This is a genomic window from Microbispora rosea (assembly GCF_900156315.1).
Classification (GTDB): Bacteria; Actinomycetota; Actinomycetes; order Streptosporangiales; family Streptosporangiaceae; genus Microbispora; species Microbispora rosea.
This window is the reverse complement of record NZ_FTNI01000034.1, coordinates 89,988-106,643: the sequence shown is the minus strand read 5'-3', so window position 1 is coordinate 106,643 and position 16,656 is coordinate 89,988. Positions and strand designations below refer to the sequence as shown.

The 16,656-nt window shown below is 72.0% G+C and carries 14 protein-coding genes and 2 rRNA genes; 13 read left to right on the top strand and 3 right to left on the bottom strand.

Going from position 1 to position 16,656, the window contains the following annotated elements:
• The 3 genes from BXA11_RS35070 to BXA11_RS42680 all read left to right on the top strand — a co-directional run.
• Nucleotides 1–159 (top strand): 23S ribosomal RNA (locus BXA11_RS35070); the annotation flags it as partial.
• A gap of 65 nt (nucleotides 160–224) precedes the next feature.
• Nucleotides 225–341: ribosomal RNA gene (gene rrf, locus BXA11_RS35065) — 5S ribosomal RNA — on the top strand.
• Between the two features lie 1,848 nt (nucleotides 342–2,189).
• Nucleotides 2,190–3,254: a tetratricopeptide repeat protein gene (locus tag BXA11_RS42680; protein ID WP_204053646.1), complete on the top strand. Its 1,065-nt coding sequence runs from the start codon at nucleotides 2,190–2,192 to the stop codon at nucleotides 3,252–3,254.
• A gap of 121 nt (nucleotides 3,255–3,375) precedes the next feature.
• On the opposite strand, the gene BXA11_RS35055 is transcribed toward BXA11_RS42680, so the two are convergent.
• Entirely contained in the window at nucleotides 3,376–4,302 is a 927-nt protein-coding gene (locus BXA11_RS35055) for an MBL fold metallo-hydrolase (protein WP_076441520.1), read from the bottom strand.
• 104 nt (nucleotides 4,303–4,406) lie between these two features.
• Here BXA11_RS35055 and BXA11_RS35050 point away from each other — a divergent pair, with 104 nt between their 5' ends.
• Nucleotides 4,407–4,946, top strand: coding sequence for a single stranded DNA-binding domain-containing protein (locus BXA11_RS35050; RefSeq protein ID WP_076441518.1), 540 nt, complete (start codon nucleotides 4,407–4,409; stop codon nucleotides 4,944–4,946).
• Here BXA11_RS35050 and BXA11_RS35045 read toward each other — a convergent pair.
• Nucleotides 4,921–6,147, bottom strand: a complete 1,227-nt coding sequence (locus BXA11_RS35045; protein ID WP_231513830.1) for a DUF1015 family protein — start codon at nucleotides 6,145–6,147, stop codon at nucleotides 4,921–4,923. The genes BXA11_RS35050 and BXA11_RS35045 overlap by 26 nt on opposite strands.
• A gap of 177 nt (nucleotides 6,148–6,324) precedes the next feature.
• Between BXA11_RS35045 and BXA11_RS35040 the strand changes: the two genes are divergently transcribed.
• Together BXA11_RS35040 and BXA11_RS35035 are read left to right on the top strand one after the other, a co-directional pair.
• Nucleotides 6,325–6,666 carry a tetratricopeptide repeat protein gene (locus tag BXA11_RS35040; RefSeq protein ID WP_231513829.1) on the top strand — a complete coding sequence of 114 codons (342 nt, stop codon included), beginning with the start codon at nucleotides 6,325–6,327 and terminating at the stop codon, nucleotides 6,664–6,666.
• Between the two features lie 20 nt (nucleotides 6,667–6,686).
• A complete protein-coding gene (locus tag BXA11_RS35035; RefSeq protein ID WP_076441516.1) occupies nucleotides 6,687–7,691 on the top strand; it encodes an HAD-IIA family hydrolase in 1,005 nt (334 codons plus the stop codon).
• A 279-nt stretch (nucleotides 7,692–7,970) separates the two neighbouring features.
• On the opposite strand, the gene BXA11_RS35030 is transcribed toward BXA11_RS35035, so the two are convergent.
• Entirely contained in the window at nucleotides 7,971–8,318 is a 348-nt protein-coding gene (locus tag BXA11_RS35030; protein WP_030507352.1) for an SCP2 sterol-binding domain-containing protein, read from the bottom strand.
• A gap of 515 nt (nucleotides 8,319–8,833) precedes the next feature.
• Between BXA11_RS35030 and BXA11_RS35025 the strand changes: the two genes are divergently transcribed.
• The 7 genes from BXA11_RS35025 to BXA11_RS34995 all read left to right on the top strand — a co-directional run bounded on the left by BXA11_RS35025 (nucleotide 8,834) and on the right by BXA11_RS34995 (nucleotide 16,614).
• Nucleotides 8,834–9,055 (top strand): hypothetical protein, encoded by a 222-nt coding sequence (locus BXA11_RS35025; RefSeq protein ID WP_076441514.1) that lies wholly within the window; start codon nucleotides 8,834–8,836, stop codon nucleotides 9,053–9,055.
• A gap of 166 nt (nucleotides 9,056–9,221) precedes the next feature.
• Nucleotides 9,222–10,031, top strand: coding sequence for a TlyA family RNA methyltransferase (locus BXA11_RS35020; protein ID WP_076441512.1), 810 nt, complete (start codon nucleotides 9,222–9,224; stop codon nucleotides 10,029–10,031).
• A 34-nt stretch (nucleotides 10,032–10,065) separates the two neighbouring features.
• Complete coding sequence (locus tag BXA11_RS35015) at nucleotides 10,066–11,004, top strand: NAD kinase (protein WP_076441510.1); 939 nt, start codon at nucleotides 10,066–10,068, stop codon at nucleotides 11,002–11,004.
• A gap of 182 nt (nucleotides 11,005–11,186) precedes the next feature.
• Nucleotides 11,187–12,956 carry a DNA repair protein RecN gene (gene recN / locus BXA11_RS35010; RefSeq protein ID WP_076441508.1) on the top strand — a complete coding sequence of 590 codons (1,770 nt, stop codon included), beginning with the start codon at nucleotides 11,187–11,189 and terminating at the stop codon, nucleotides 12,954–12,956.
• A gap of 481 nt (nucleotides 12,957–13,437) precedes the next feature.
• Complete coding sequence (steA, locus tag BXA11_RS35005; RefSeq protein ID WP_076441536.1) at nucleotides 13,438–14,634, top strand: putative cytokinetic ring protein SteA; 1,197 nt, start codon at nucleotides 13,438–13,440, stop codon at nucleotides 14,632–14,634.
• A complete protein-coding gene (locus BXA11_RS35000) occupies nucleotides 14,631–15,608 on the top strand; it encodes a copper transporter (protein ID WP_076441506.1) in 978 nt (325 codons plus the stop codon). The genes steA and BXA11_RS35000 overlap by 4 nt, the downstream gene beginning before the upstream one ends.
• A 52-nt stretch (nucleotides 15,609–15,660) precedes the next feature.
• A complete protein-coding gene (locus BXA11_RS34995; protein ID WP_076441504.1) occupies nucleotides 15,661–16,614 on the top strand; it encodes a hypothetical protein in 954 nt (317 codons plus the stop codon).
• Nucleotides 16,615–16,656: the final 42 nt, after the last annotated feature.

Genomic DNA, 16,656 nt, shown 5'->3' with positions numbered 1-16,656 from the left:
CCGCTGAAAGCATCTAAGCGGGAAGCTCGCCTCAAGATGAGGTCTCCCACCACCTTGTGTGGGTAAGGCCCCCTAGAGATGATGGGGTTGATAGGCCGGAAGTGGAAGCGCAGTAATGTGTGGAGCTGACCGGTACTAATAGGCCGAGGACTTGACCATATTATGCTCGCGTTCACTATGTGATCTCAGAGACAGCAACCGTGTGGTTGTGTGTTTCGTGGGGTTACGGCGGTTATGGCGGTAGGGAAACACCCGGTTACATTCCGAACCCGGAAGTTAAGCCTGCCAGCGCCGATGGTACTGCACCGGGGACGGTGTGGGAGAGTAGGACGCCGCCGGACAATCTTTTGGAAGGGCCGCCCTGATTAGGGCGGCCCTTCTGCATTTATAGGGCGATGTCTTCACCACGCCGAACCCGTGTCCACGAGAGACGAACGCTCCGGTCGGGGCCCGGGCGGTGGTGACGGCGCGCTAGGCTGGCAATGCCGGGCCACCCCACGGGTGGCCTTCGTCGCTTCGGACGAGAAGCGAAGGCTGCGGCGGACGCGATCCCAGCGGACCTGCGGCGTCAACAACATGTCTTCCCTGGAACTCATCGGGCATGGGGCGGATCCCCAATAGTCAGGACAGCGGGAAGACGGAGCCCTGCGGCCGGCGAACCGGACGCGGTGAGCAAGCAACAGAGGACAGAAGTGAACAGAGAAGACGGGCGCGACGGCGCGGGCCGTGGCGAAGACAACCGCGAAGAGAACAGAAACCGGGCTGAGCGCGCCGGAGGATTCCGCGGTAATGGAGGAAGCGGCGGCTTCGGCGGTCGTTATGGACAGCGGCGAGAAGGCTTCCGAAGCGATCGCGGCGAGCGCGGCGAGCGCCCGTTCCAGTCCGACAGGCGCGGCTACCGCGATCAGGGTGGACCGTCCGGGGGGCGCTCCGGCTCGCGTGATCGTGACGACAGGCCGACCGGCTCGTATGGGGATCGCGACAGGCGCGGCGGCTACCGTGACCGGGATGACCGCGGTCGCCGTCCTTTCGGCAGCGGGGATCGCGCCGGTGGCCGTACCGACGATCGCGGCGGATACCGCGACCGCGACGGGGGCCGGAGCTTCGAGCGCGGTGGTGAGCGGCCGCGTGGGGCCGGCGGCTCCGAGGGGCGCAGGGAAACCGGGGGCGGCGAAGGACGCAGGGAACGCGTCTATCAGGACCGCGACTCCTTCCGCACCGATCGGCCGCGCCGCTCCTTCGGGGAGCGCGACGGCTTCCGAGGCGGACAGGGCTCCCGGGATCGCGAGGATCGTGGCGGACGTCCGTTCCGCTCCGACGACCGCGGCAGCCGGCCCTACGGTGAGCGCCGCACCGATCGGCGGGAAGGCGGCGGCGGGTACGGAGACCGCCCGCAGCGCCAGGGCGGCGGTTTCGGCGGGCGCTACGGCTCCCGCGAACGCGACGGCCGCGAGGGCCGAGAGAATCGGGAGGGCCGGGAGGGCCGCTCGTTCACGCCTCGGAACGACCGCGACGACCGGGGCGGCTTCGGCAGTCGTCCGCCGCGGCGTACGGACCAGGAGCGCGGTTACGGCCGTGACGACAGAGGCGGAAGCGGGTTCGGGCAGGATCGTCCCCGGCGTCCGTATGGAGATCGAGGCGGCGATCGGGGTGCCGATCGGGGCTTCGGGGGCCAGGAGCGGCCGCGGCGTTCGTTCGGCGACCGCGACGGCAGAGGCGACCGCGACGGCAGAGGCGGCGAGGACAGGCCCAGGCGTCCCTACGGAGACCGGCAGGACACCGGTGGCGACCGCTACCGCGATCGGGACTCGTTCCGGGACGGGCCGCGCCGTACGCCGGGGGACAGGCCCGGAGGATCCTCCCGGGACCGCGACGACAGGCGTTCGGGCCGCGACCGTGAGGAAGGGCCTCGGACGTTCCGCGGGCGTGAGTCGGGCTCCGGCGACCGGCCACGGCGCCAGTTCGGCGGCGACCGCGGCGACCGCCCGTTCGGCAGGGATCGTGACGAGTCCAGGCCGTTCAGCGGCGACCGCGGCGCGGCGCGTCCCTTCAGCCGCGACGATCGGGGCGGCAGCCGTAGCCGCTACGGCAGGCCGGACGAGCCGAGGACGCGGGAGGAGATTCCGCCCCTCGACCCCGACATCACCCCGGACGAGCTGGACCGGGAGGCGCGTGCGGAGCTTCGCTCGTTGCCGAACGACCTGGCGGACCTCGTGGCGAGCCACCTCGTGGCGGCCGCCCGTGCGCTGAGCGCGGAGGACCCGGAGAAGGCCTACGAGCACGCCAAGGTGGCGCGTCGCTTCGCGGGCAGGATCGGCGTGGTCCGCGAGGCCACCGGGATCGCCGCCTACCACGCGGGTCAGTACGCGGAGGCGCTGGGCGACCTGCGGGCCGCCCGGCGGATCACCGGTTCGGACGAGTACCTGCCGATCATGGCGGACTGCGAGCGTGGGCTCGGGCGTCCCGAGCGGGCGCTCGACCTCGTCCGGTCGCGTGAGGCCGAACGGCTGGACCGCGCGGGCAGGATCGAACTGGCCATCGTGGAGTCCGGGGCCCGTCGTGACCTCGGGCAGCACGACGCCGCAGTGATCACGCTGCAGCGGGTTCCTGAGTTGCGCGACCCTCAGCCGAAGCCGTGGTCGGCGCGGCTCGCCTTCGCGTACGCGGACGCCCTGGCCGACGCGGGGCACGAAGAAGCGGCGACCGACTGGTTCGCCCGTGCCATGGGATTCGACGAGGACGGCGAGACCGACGCGGCCGAGCGCTACGCCGAGCTGACCGGCGGACTGATCGAGGACCTGGAGGAGGATTTCGACGAGTCCGGTGACGAGCCCGGTGACCTCCTGGACGACCTCGCCGACGATGAAGAGGAAATCGGAGACGAGGCCATCCGAGAGGCGGTCAAGGACGAGGACGAAGACGAGGCGCAGCCCGCCGGCGATCCCCGGGACGACGACCTCTCGGACGAGGACGATCTGACCGACGGTCAGGCGGACGGCGGTCCCACGGGCGACGACGTGGCTGCGACGCCCGCCGTCGGCGAGGCGCCCGCACCGGTGGCACTTGTGGCGGCACCCGCACCGGGTGGTGAGGAGACGCGCGACGCCGATGACGCGGCCGAGCGGCCCTCCGCCACGAGCGGGCCGTCCTACGGCCCCGCGTTCATAGAGCCGGACTTCGGCGACGCGCTCGACGGCTCCGAGGACGCCGAGGATGCCGAGGACGCCGAGGATCGGACGAAGCGCCAGCCCTGATGTCTCGAACGGGCGCCGCGTCGGCGGCGCCCGTTCACTTTTTCCCCGGGGAAGGCCCCCCGGGGGAAGACCACGCCGCAGAGTCGGCCTCTCCGGAATCGCGTTCCGAGGGGGTCGGGAGTCAGCGCGGGGCGCGATCCAGCCAGTGCATGATCCCCGCGACGTTCGACGGCGCGCCGCTCAGCAGCTCGAACTGCTCGGCGGTGGCCTCGTCGGCGCGCAGCGCGGCGTACCGCTCCCGCGTCCGGTCGCGCACCATGGCGACAGCGTGATCGAGGTCGAGTCCCTCCGCCCTTGCCCGCTTGGTGAGGTCCACCCAGATCCGGAGCTCCTCAGCCGACCGTTCGAGGGTCGAGGGCACGTCCTCCACCGGTCCGTAGTGGCTGAACAGCAGCCGCTGCGGTTTCAGGGCCGTGAACAGCGCGATCGAGCCGAGGGCGACGTCGAGATCGAAGTCCGGCGGCGGCGTTGCGGGCCGCAGGTCCCCGGTCTCGGGCAGATACACCCCGGCGGCGTCGCCCACGTACAGGTCACCGGTGAGCGAGTCGAGCAGGCCCACGTGGTGTTTGGCGTGGCCGGGGGAGTAGTGGCTCGCCAGGGTGCGGCCGTTGCCCAGATCGATCGTCCCGGTGTCGCCCAGGGCCCTGATGCGGGCCGCGTCGGTCGGCGCCAGGGTGCCGAACAGCACGTCGAGCTTGTCGCCCCAGACCATCTTGGCGCTCGCCATGAGCCGGGAGGGGTCGGCGAGATGGCGGGCGCCCTTCTCGTGGACGACGATCTCCGCGGACGGGTAGTAGTTCGCGATGTCGCCCACGCCGCCGGCGTGATCCAGGTGGATGTGGGTGACCACGACGGTCGCGAGGTCGTCCGGTCCCACCCCGAGGGAGGACAGGGCGTCCCTGACCACGGGGGCCGAGGTCGAGGTGCCCGTCTCGACGAGGCAGGGGCGGTCGCCGAGGATCAGATAGCCCGCGGTGATGCCGGAGTAGCCCGCCATCCGCGTGTCGATCTCGTAGACGTCGCCGCCGAGCGGAGTCACGTTGTCCACAGGACACTCCTGAAACTAGAACCGGTATTCACAGAATGGCATTCAGCACCGCACCGGCCCAACCTGGTCACGCATAGTGATCTCCACGGCAGAGAGGAGTTCACATGCACCGCAACGAGGTGGTGCTGGCCGGGCGGCTGTCCATGGAGCCGGCACATCGGGAACTGCCGAGCGGAGCCCTGCTGACGCAGTGGCGGCTCGCGGTCCGCAGACCGGCAGGCCGCTCGGGCCGTCAGCGGTCGGACGCGATCGAATGCGCGACGATCGACGACGGCGTGCGCGGCATGCTGGCCGGATGGCAACTCGATGATCTGGTCGAGGTGGAGGGCGCGCTGCGCCGCCGCTGGTGGCGTGGCGGCAGCCGCTACGAGATCGAGGTCCGTACGGCACGCCGCGTCGAGCCGGCCGCGCCCCGCGGCAGGCCACCACGCAGGACAACGCCGCACGCCGACGACGGCGCCGCCGCCGGGGTTCGGGAGGCCGTTGATGCCGCTGAGGCGGTCGATGCCGTCAAGCCCGAAGCGGTGTCCTCCGGCGACGGCGCCGTCGGCTCCCCGGCGGCGTCGTCCTGCGACCACCAGGGCGACGCCGTTTCGGCGGAGCCCGCCGACGAGGTGGTCAGTCAGTGGCGAAGGTCCGCATGACCAGGCCGGTGCGGGGCTTGGGGCCGAACGAGGTCGACTTGCGGGGCACCCGCTCGCCCTGCGACGCGACCGTGAGGACGTCTTCCGTGGACAGCGGATTGAGCAGCACCGCCGTCCCGCCGAGCCGGCGCGCCCTCTCCACGGCGGCGAGCGGGTCGTGGTGCACGACCATCACCGACTGCTCGCTGTCGGTGATCCCCCACACCCTTGGCAGGAGGAACGTCGTGAGGACCGAGGTGTCGAGCATCCGCCACCGTGGGGACTGCTCGGGCGGCATGGCGTGCTCGACCTGCATCGGGTCGGGATCCGTCAGCAGATGGGCGGGTCCGTCGCCGGCGAGCACGAAGGCGGGGCCGGTCGCGGTGGCGAGCCCTGCCAGGGCGTCCTCGACCAGGGGGAACTCCTGGACCTGCCACGCGCCCTTGGCCCGGGCGGCGGCCTCCTGCAGGGGCAGCCCCGGGATGACCCGGTGGATGGCCCTGAGGTCGGGCGGGTATGCCGTGGAGTCGACCAGGTACGCCAGGCCGTAGTCCCAGGGACCGGGTCCGATGTGGTCCTTCTGCAGCGCCTGATAAGTGGCGTAACGATGGTGGCCATCGGCGATCAGCGCCTGACGATCGCGCAGGTCCTCCGCGACGGCTTCGATCTCATGGGGGTCGGTCACCGCCCAGAGCCGGTGGTGCACGCCCTCACGGGTCCGGACGTCCATGAGGGGGAAACGCTGTGTGGCCACGTCGTCGACGAGCCGGGAGGCGGTGCCGCCGCCTTCGTACAGCAGGAAGATCGGTTCGAGGTTGGCCTGCGTCGCCCGCATCAGGGCGAGCCGGTCGGCGACGGGCTCCGGCAGGACGTTCTCATGTGGAAGGATCGCGGTCGACCCGACCCCGACGCATCCGATCAGGCCCCGCTGCAGAAAACCGACCCCGCTCTGCTCGTACACGTACAGCCCGGGCAGGGAGTCGACCGTCAGCACTCCATCGGCAAGCCACTCGCTCAACGCGGCGCTCGCCTCACCGTAGTGGCTGATCCCGGGAAGGATCAGGCGCACTGCGTTGTTCGGATGACGACTGAGCAGTTCCCGCAGTTCTTCAGGGGAGATGAGATCGTACGGCGGGGAGGTGACAGCGCCCAGGTCGTCCACCGCGTAACGGACGCCGTGGAACGGACGTAGCACCAGTCCCGCCCGTTCAGAACTCTCCATACCGGGCATGTTGCCATAAGTGCCCGGACTCCCCGACGCTGCGGTGCCCGGTTGCTTGTGAAATCGGAGTGCAGGAGGGCTTACCCCATGATCGAAGGACGAAACGAGGCCTCTGCTTCTTCCAATGATCCGGGCGGTACGCCTTCCGGCGGTGTCTATGAGTGGTTCAAGCGTGGCATGAAACTGCTCGAGGAGGGCAGTCCGGCCGCCGCGGCGGCGATCCTGGAGCACGCCGTGCGGGCCGAACCCGACTCGCGCAGCCTCCGCGAGGCACTCGCCCGGGCCCAGTTCAACTCGAAGCGCTACGACGAGGCCGCCGGCAGCTTCCGCTGGATCGTCGACGCCAACCCCGCCGAGGACTACGCCTACTTCGGTCTCGGCTTGTCACTGTGGCGCAGCGGAGACATCGAGGGGGCGCAGGAGCCCCTCGCGGTGGCGGTGGCGATGCGCCCCGACCTGCGGCACTACGTGTCCGCACTGAAGCAGGTCAGGGCCACGCTGCGGGCGAGGCAGGCGTGACCGTAGGACATACTTCCGCCATGTCAGAAACCACCGGCGTGCTCGTTGACGCCTACGACACGCTGCTGCTCGACCTCGACGGCGTCGTCTACCTCGGCAAACACGCGGTCCCCCAAGCGCCGGAGGCGCTGGTGAAGGCCCGGGACCTGGGCGTGCGGCTCGCGTTCGTGACGAACAACGCGTCCCGCACGCCGGGGGCGATCGCCCAGCACCTCAGCCATCTGGGCATTCCGGCGGCCCCGCAGGACGTGGTGACCTCCGCGCAGGCGGCGGCCCGGCTGGTCGCCGAGCACGTGCCGGCGGGCTCCGCCGTCCTGGTGGTGGGCGGCATGGGACTGCGGATGGCCCTGCGCGAGCACGGCCTGCGCCCTGTGACCACGGCCCTGGACGCACCCGCCGCCGTGGTGCAGGGCATCGCCGACAACCTGTCCTACGGGCTGCTCTGCGAAGGGGCGCTCGCCGTACGTCAGGGGGCGTGGTTCGTCGCGGCCAACGGCGACACGACCATGCCGACGGGCCGGGGCGAGCAGCCCGGGAACGGCTCGATGAGCCGCGTGATCGCCACCGCGGCCGGCGTCGAGCCCGTGGTCGCGGGCAAGCCCGAGCCGCCGCTGCACCGTGAGTCGATGATCCGCACCCGCGCCGAGAGGCCGCTGATCGTCGGCGACCGGCTCGACACCGACATCGAGGGCGCGACCCGGGCCGGTGTCGACAGCCTGCTCGTGCTGACCGGTGTCGCCACTCCTCTCGACGTGCTCACCGCCGCGCCCCATCACCGTCCCACCCACATCGCCGCCGACCTGTCCGGCTTGCACGCCCCCGTGGTCCCCGTAGTGCGTGGCTCAGGCGGATGGACCTGCGGCGGATGGACAGCCGTGTGGCAGGACGGCGAGCTCACGCTCACCGGGGAGGGCGACCCCGTCGAGGGGCTGCGTGCGGCGAGCGCCGCCACCTGGGACGCGGTGGGGGACGGCCAAGCGGACGAGGGCGCGGTGAAGGCCGCCCTGGCGGCGCTCGGCCGCTGATGATCGGCACGGGTGGCCGCCCTCGGGCTCACGCGCCGGACCACGGCGTGACGCCGGGGTGGCCGCCACGATCTGGTAACGCGTTTCGAGGTCCGTACCCCCGCATGGCGTGCGGCGGCGGCCCGGCGTGGCATGTCGCCGAAGGGCCGGCGTCGCATGCGACTCCGGACCCGGCACGGCGTGCGGCGAGGGCTCGGCGAGGCTGGCGTGGCCTGAGGTAGAGGGCCCGGTGCGGTGGCGCGTCGCCGGGTTCCGGTGGGAGTGGTCAGATGAGAGCGGTCAGAGGAGTTTGCGCAGGCGTAGCAGGTCGCCGAGGCTCGCGTCGATCTTGACCCGGCCGCCTAGCAGCGCGCGGCCCATGTCGAGTTCGCCGTTGACCATCGAGACCAGGTCCTCGCTCTTGAGCGTCAGCTTGACCTCGGCGGGCCGGCCGTCATCCGGGGGCACCTCGTCGAATTGGTCGAGCCCACCGCGGTGGATGCGGCCGTAGAAGGTCACGCCGAGGTCGGAGATCCGGCAGGCCAGCCGGCGTTCGACCACGTGCTTGGCACGGTCCTCCTCGCTCACCTCGTCGAACTGCTCGACGAGTTTGTCCAGCGCCGCCCGGCATTCCTCGACGGTCGCCATGCGCCTGCCTTTCTCCTCGCGGACCGTGTCTTCTCGCGGACCGGGTCTCCTTGTGAACCGCGCACGGATCATCGGTCGACGATGTGATTCCCCTGTACCTACCGACAGTAGCTTTCCACGGACGGCCTGCGCGAAATCCGCTTCGGGTCATGGGACGGCAACAGCACGAGTTCGGCGGTCCGCGAGCCGTAGATTTCGCGACCAAAGGGACGGCGAGCTGAGCAGGGCCCTCCTCCGGGCACGTGAGGCGAGATCATGCGGCGGAACGTTCGCGGCCCTGCGGAACGGGCGGACGGCGCACGACCGTCGGTGGGGTCCGATAGCGTCGAGGCGACCAGCGCCGCAGGGGCTCGTACGGGTGGGCCGCGCGGCATGGCCGCGTGCGCCGTCCGTGCGACGTCCGGGGCCCGGGCCGGCGGAAGCCGGGCCGAAGCCCGGGCGCGAGCGTGGGGCCGCGCACGGGGAAGCGCGACTGTGAAGCGTGACGGGGCAGCTGATCGGAGCAGGAAGGGACCATGACGGACAGCGGGATCGCGGCCGGGGAACATTACGCCTCGGGCGCCGACGGCGTGCAGGCCGCGTTGTCGCCACTCGGACGGCTGGCTCACGCGCCGGTGTCCGAGCACGTGGGCGTCTTCGAACAGGTCCTCGCCGGCCTCGAGGCGGTGCTTGCGTCCGTGGAGGATGCCGGCGAGCGGCAGCCCGAGGCACACGGCGGCCGGGACGGCGATCAGTGAGCGCCATGGCAGCGCCCACGGGCGCCGCGGGCCGGGCGTGGACGCGGGTCCGCACGGCTGAGGGCACAGGCCGGGCTTGGGCGCGGGTTCGTACGGCTGGCGATGGCGCGGGCCCGGCGCGGGCGCGGGTCCATACGGCTGGGGACGCCGCGGCGGGGCGGGCCCGGTGAAGCGCGTCCGGCTGGACAGCGAGCTCGTGCGCCGCGGGCTCGCCCGGTCCAGGGAGCAGGCGGCCCAGCTCATCGAGGCGGGCCGGGTCAGCGTCGGAGGCCGGGTGGCGGGCAAGGCGGCCACCCAGGTGGACACCGCGGCCCCCATCGTGGTCGCCGAGACGGCCGAGGGCCCCGATTACGTGTCCAGAGGCGCCCACAAGCTGCTCGGCGCACTGGACGCGTTCGAAGGGCTCCGCGTCGTGGGGCGCCGGTGCCTCGACGCGGGCGCCTCGACCGGCGGCTTCACCGACGTGCTGCTCAGGCACGGCGCCGCCCACGTGCTCGCGGTCGACGTGGGATACGGCCAGCTCGCCTGGTCGCTGCGTACGGACGAGCGGGTCACGGTGATGGAGCGGGTGAACGTCCGCGACCTGACGCCGGAGATGGTGGGTGAGCCGCCGACGCTGATCGTCGGGGACCTGTCCTTCATCTCCCTCCGGCTCGTCCTCCCGGCCCTGGTGCGCTGTGCGGCGGAGGTGGCGGAGTTCGCCATGCTGGTCAAACCGCAGTTCGAGGTCGGCAAGGAGCGTGTGGGCTCGGGAGGCGTCGTACGCGACCCGGCTCTGCGGGCACAGGCGGTGCGGGACGTCGCGGCGGCGGCGAGCTCGCTCGGCCTGACGGTGAAGGGCGTGACGGCGAGCCCGCTGCCGGGGCCGTCGGGGAACGTGGAATACGTTCTGTGGCTCGGGAAGGGACCGGGACACGATCCCGTTGCCGATGTGGACGCGGCCGTCGACACGGCGGTGGCGGAGGGGCCCCGGTGAGCGCGGGCGGCGAGGCGTGGAGACGATGAGCACGATGAGCACGGGCGGCACGGCGGGCGACCGGGCGGATGCCAAGAGGACCGTCCTGGTGACGGCGCACACGGGCCGGGAGGCGGCCGTGCGCAGCGCCCGCCTGGTCATGGAACGGCTGATCGAGGCGGGCATCAACGTCCGGGTGCTCGACGAGGAAGCCGAGGAGCTGGGTTGCGCCCATGTCGAGGTGGTCCCGGAGAACGCTGCGGCGCTGGAGGGAGCCGAGCTGATCATCGTCCTCGGGGGTGACGGCACGCTGCTGCGCGCCGCCGAACTGGCCCGCCCGGCAGCGGTGCCGCTGCTCGGCGTGAACCTGGGGCACGTGGGCTTCCTCGCCGAGGCCGAGGTGGAGGACCTGGCGTCCGTGGTGGACCTGGTGGCCGAGGGCCGCTACGAGGTCGAGGAGCGCATGACGATCGAGGTCGTCGTGCGCCTGAACGGGTCGGTTCTCGCGCGGACCTGGGCGCTCAATGAGGCGTCGGTCGAGAAGAAGGACCGCATGCTGGAGGTCGTCGCGGAGATCGACGGCCGCCCGCTGTCGCGCTGGGGGTGCGACGGCGTGATCTGCGCGACCCCCACCGGATCGACCGCGTACGCCTTCTCGGCCGGAGGGCCCGTCGTCTGGCCCGAGGTGGAGGCGCTGCTCCTGGTGCCCAACAGCGCTCACGCCCTGTTCGCCCGGCCGATGGTGGTGTCGCCGAAGTCCACGCTCGCGCTGGAGATCCTCCCTGACACCAGCGCCGGTGTGCTGTGGTGCGACGGCCGCCGCCGCTTCGACATCCCGCCCGGCGCCCGGGTGGAGGTCCGCAGGGGCGAGGCGCCCGTAGGGCTGGCCCGCCTGCTCGGTGTGGAGACCACCGGGGCGCCCTTCACCGACCGCCTGGTCGCGAAGTTCGGCCTGCCGGTGCAGGGCTGGCGGGGCCGCGTCCGCTCCGGCTGACCCTGGAGACGCCGCGATCCACAGCGGGTTGTGGCGGTTGGTGGTGATATGCCGGATGAGCTGGGCTTTCGCGTCCACAGATTCTCGTTCGGGTCGCGGCCCGGACACGCTGTCCTCGAAAATCTTGACGAGTTACGCGTAGGATCTCTGGCGAGTTCGGTCGGCGAAAACGGGAGGGACCAGTGCGGCCACGGGTCGAGGAGGTCCGCATCCAGGGGCTCGGCGTGATCGACGAGGCCGTACTGGAGCTGTCACCGGGATTCACCGTCGTCACGGGTGAGACCGGGGCCGGCAAGACGATGGTCGTCACCGGTCTCGGCCTGCTGTTCGGAGGGCGGGCCGACCCGGCCAGGGTCAGGCCGGGCGCCGACAAGGCGCTGATCGAGGGCACGCTCGTGATCGAGCCCGGCGGTCGCGTAGCCCAGCAGGTCGCCGACGTCGGCGGCGAGGTCGAAGACGGGCAGCTCATCATCTCCCGGTCGGTCTCCGCGGAGGGCCGCTCCCGCGCCTGGCTGGGCGGCCGTGCCGTGCCGGTGGGCACGTTGACGTACATCGCCGACGACCTCGTGGCCGTGCACGGGCAGATGGACCAGCAGCGGCTGCTGCAGCCCGGCAGGCAGCGCGCGGCGCTCGACCGATACGCCGGCGACGAGCTGGTCAAGCCCCTTCGGGCCTACGAGCAGGCATACAAGCGGCACAAGCAGGTGGGGGAGCTGCTCCATGAGCTGACCGTCAAGGCCAGGGAGCGGGCGCAGGAGGCCGACGTGCTGCGGTTCGGCCTCGAGGAGATCGAGAAGGTCGAGCCCAGGCCAGGCGAGGACGCCGAGCTGAAGGAGGAGGCCGAGCGGCTCTCCCACGCCGACGCGTTGCGCACCGCCGCCACGACCGCGCATGCGGCGCTGCTCGGGGATCCGATGTCGAGCGCGCAGGACGTGCAGGACGCCGTGTCGCTGCTCGGTCACGCGAAGACGGCCGTGGAGTCCGTACGCGACTTCGATCCCGCGCTCGCCGGGCTCGCCGATCGCCTGGCCGAGGCCGGTTATCTGGTCTCCGACGTGGCGACCGAGCTGGCCGCGTACGCCGAGTCGGTCGAGGCCGATCCGGCGCGGCTGGCCGCGGTGCAGGAGCGCAGGGCGGCGCTGAACGGGCTCATGCGCAAGTACGGCGAGGACGTCAGGGCCGTGATCGCATGGGCGCAGCGGGCCGCCGAGCGGCTGACGGAGCTCGAAGGCGACGACGAGCGCATCGAGGAGCTGACGCGGGAGCACGGCGAGCTCACCGAGCGGCTGGGCGAGCTGGCCGGTGAGCTGACCGCCATCCGCACCGTCGCCGCCGACCGGTTCGGCCAGGCGGTGACCGAGGAGCTGACCGCGCTCGCCATGCCGCACGCCCGGGTGAGCGTGGCGATCACCGCCACCGACGGCTTCGGCCCGCACGGTGTGGACGAGGTCGAGCTGCGGCTGGCATCCCATCCCGGTGCGCCACCACTGCCGCTGACCAAGGGCGCCTCCGGCGGCGAGCTGAGCCGGGTGATGCTCGCCATCGAGGTGGTCTTCGCCGGTGCCGACCCCGTTCCGACGTTCGTGTTCGACGAGGTCGACGCGGGCGTGGGCGGCAAGGCGGCCGTGGAGATCGGCAGGCGGCTGGCCAAGCTCGCCAGGACGGCGCAGGTCATCGTGGTGACCCATCTGCCGCAGGTGGCGGCCTTCGCCGACCAGCATCTCGTGGTCGAGAAGGCGAGCGACGGCAGGGTCGTCCGCAGCGGCGTCGTGACCCTCGACCGGGAGGGCCGCGAGCGGGAGCTGTCGCGGATGCTCGCCGGGCTGGAGGACTCGGAGCTCGGCCGGGCGCACGCCGCCGAGTTGCTGTCCATCGCCGCCGCCGACAAGGCCGCCTGGGAGAAGGCGTCCTCGGGGACGGCCAGGCGCTCGGGCCGCCGCGCCGCAGGCTGAGGCTCCGGGTCCGCCGGCCGAGGGCCGCGGTGCTCTGTGCCGTGCTGAGGCTTTGAATCCGCCGGGCTGAGGCTTCGGGTCCGCCGGCCGCGGGCCGAGGGCCGCGGTGCTCTGTGCCGTGCTGAGGCTTTGAATCCGCCGGGCTGGGGCCGCGGATCTGCCGGGCCGCGGGCCGTCCAGTGCCGGCTGGGGGCCCCGCCGTGGGCGGACCTGCCGTCTCTCCCACCGCCGGCCCGCCCAGCGCGTACACTCGGCGGGGCGCGCGCGGGGGTGACGTTTGGAGCAGGGCGCGGCGGGAAGCAGTCAAGCCCCGGAACGAGGGGGCGGAGGAACAGGGGGCGACGGCGTCGCGGAAGGTGTGCGTTGACTCGGCTGCCCTCGGTCGGCGCACCTCGGCAACATCCCTGACTTGCAGTGACAATTCAGACGAGCCGTGGGGTGTGGAAGCGTGGCGGTCGCCGCCTCTGGCAGGATGGTCATGATGAAGGTCCCGAGCTTGAACGTTCCGGGCCTCCGCCGCAGGAAGGCTGACGGCCTTCCCGGGGTGACGGCAGTGGCGAGAATCGACAGACGGACGAAGAGGCTGACCAAGCGCCTCAAGCCCGGAGAAATCGCGATTATCGATCACGTCGACATCGACCGGGTCAGCGGGGAGGCTCTCGTCGCGTGCGGTGTGGCGGCCGTGGTCAACGTCGCCGCGAGCATCAGCGGGCGTTACCCCAACCTCGGGCCGCAGATCCTGATCGACGCGGGCATCCCCCTCATCGACAACGCGTCGCCGGAACTGTTCGAGCGCATCGCCGACGGCGACGTGATCCGCGTCCACGACGGCATGGTCTACCTCGGCGAGGAACTGGTCGGAAAGGGGCAGCCGCAGACCGCCGAGAGCGTCGAGGCGGCCATGACCGAGGCTCGCGCGGGCCTCGCCGTCCAGATCGAGGCCTTCGCCGCCAACACGATGGAGTACGTCCGGCGCGAGCGCGACCTCCTGATCGACGGGGTCGGCGTGCCCGATATCCGCACCTCCCTGGAGAACCGCCACGCCCTCATCGTGGTGCGGGGTTACCACTACAAGGAGGACATCGCCACGCTCCGGCCGTACATCCGCGAGTACCGTCCGGTGCTGATCGGTGTGGACGGCGGGGCGGACGCGCTCCTCGACGCCGGGTACGTGCCCGACATCATCGTGGGCGACTTCGACTCCGTCTCGGAGAAGGCGCTGTGCTGCGGCGCCGAACTCGTCGTCCACGCCTACCGCGACGGGCGGGCGCCGGGGCTCGAGCGGGTGCGCAAGCTGGGCCAGGAGGCGGTCGTGTTCCCCGCGACCGGGACGAGCGAGGACATCGCGATGCTCCTGTCCGACGACAAGGGCGCCACGCTGATCGTCGCGGTCGGCACCCACTGGACGCTCGACGAGTTCCTGGACAAGGGCAGGTCGGGCGCGGCGAGCACCTTCCTCACCCGGCTGCGGGTGGGCAGCAAGCTCGTGGACGCCAAGGGCGTGAGCAGGCTCTACCGGAGCCGGATCTCCACGTCCTCCCTTTTGCTGCTCGTGGCCACCACGCTGGTCACGATCGGTGTGGTGCTCTCGGTATCGCCGATCGGCCAGGTGTGGCTGAACGGCCTGCGCGTGGCCTGGAACGGCTTCATCTTCTGGCTGGTCGGACTCTTCTCGTGATCGATTTCCGTTATCACCTCGTCTCGATCGTGGCGATCTTCCTCGCGCTCACGGTCGGCATCGTGCTGGGCAGCACCGTGCTCGAGCCCACGTTCTTCAAGTCGGCCGAGGAGATGACCGCGTCGCTGCGGCAGGCCAACGAGAAGTACCTGACGCAGATATCGCAGCTGCAGACGCGTGAGGAGGGCGGCGACTCGCTGGTCACGACCCACCTGCCGGACCTCGTGCGCGGCCAGCTCGCGGGGGAGCGCGTCGTGCTCGTCGAGGCTCCGGGCGCGTCGGCCGCCCTGCGCGACCCGATCGAGAAGCTCGTCACGAGCGCGGGCGCCGTCTACAGCGGCAGGATCAGCCTGACCGACAAGTTCGTCGACGCCGAGCAGGCGAGCGTGCTCGACGGGCTGGCGACCAACCTCGCCCAGGCCGGCACCACGTTCCCCGACGGGGCCACACCGTACGACAAGGCCGCCGCGATGCTCGCGGGCGCGATCGTGACCAACGACCGCACGCAGGCGGGCCGGGCCAATCCCGCCGCCACCGGCGTGCTGGAGGCGTTCCAGGCGGGCGACTTCCTCACCCTCAACGGCGACCCCGGGCGGCGGGCCACGCTGGCCATCGTGCTCGCGCCCACCCAGCCGTACGAGGGGGAGGACGCCGACCGGCAGACGAACGCGCTGGTCTCGGTCGCCGCCGGCCTCGACGGCGGCGCTCTCGGCACGGTCCTGGCGGGCACCGTCACCGCCTCCGCCAACGGCGGCGTCATCGCGGCGCTGCACGACACCGGCGGCGTGGCCTCGGCGGTCTCCACCGTTGACACGGTCGATTTCGCCGCGGGCCGTGTCGTGGTGGTCTACGCTCTGCGGGAGCAACTGGCCGGCCGTTCGGGCTCGTACGGCGTCGGCAGCGGTGCGACGGCGTTCGAGCCCGCGGTGACCGCGCCCAGCCAGACCCCCACCCCCGCGGCGGGCCGGGGCTGAGCCGCCGGTCGGCGCATCACGCCTGACGAACACGTAGAGAAGGGCAACAGCCGTGGCCAGAGGTCCCCAGGCAGGCACCCGCGCCGCCGCGGTGCTCGGAGCCGCCGTCGGCGCCGCGCTCGGCGCGGTCGCCGCGCGCGCCGCCTTCGCCGCTTTCCGGCGCCGTCCGCCGATCGGCGACGAGAAGACCGCAGACGAGTACTGGACCCGGGTCAACCACCGGGGCGAGCCGGTCACGCTGCTGGAGGGTCCCGCGTTCGCCGCGGGCGCCGTCGCCGCCTCCGCTCTCGCCCCCGGCCTCCCCGCGCGGGCCCGCGCGGCCGCCGTGCTCGCCGGAGCGGGCAGCGGCGTCCTCGGCGCGTACGACGACCTGTTCGGCACGACCTCCTCGAAGGGCTTCAAAGGCCACCTGGCGGCACTGGCGCGCGGCGAGGTGACCAGCGGAGCGGTCAAGATCCTCGGCATCGGCGCGACCGGGCTCGCCGCGGCGGCGCTCTCCCCTCGTGACGTCCGGAGCGGGAACGTTCTGGCGCGGTCCCTCGACACGCTCGTCGACGGGGCGCTGATCGCCGGCAGCGCCAACCTGGCCAACCTGTTCGACCTGCGACCCGGTCGCGCGATCAAGGTGGGGCTGCTCGCCGGGGCTCCCCTGCTGGCCGCCTCGATCGCCGGCCCGTACGGCCCGCGCTCCCGTCAGGCCGCCGCGCTGACCGCCGTCCCGCTGGGCGCGGCGGCGGCGCTGCTGCCCGAGGACCTGGGCGAGCGGGCGATGTTGGGCGACGCCGGGGCGAACGCGCTCGGCGCGCTGCTCGGCCTGGCGGCCACGGCCCGGCTGGGCAGGGCCGGCCGGATCGCCGCCCTCGGTTTCGTCGCCGCTCTCACCGCCGCCTCGGAGAAGGTCAGCTTCACCAAGGTCATCGCCGGCAACCGGGTGCTCAACCGCCTGGACATGCTCGGCCGCCGCGCTCCGCAGACCACCCCAGGAACGCCGGGGTCGCGTGGGTGACCTGCACGACCAGGGCCGCCCGCGGAGCCGTACGGCATCGGC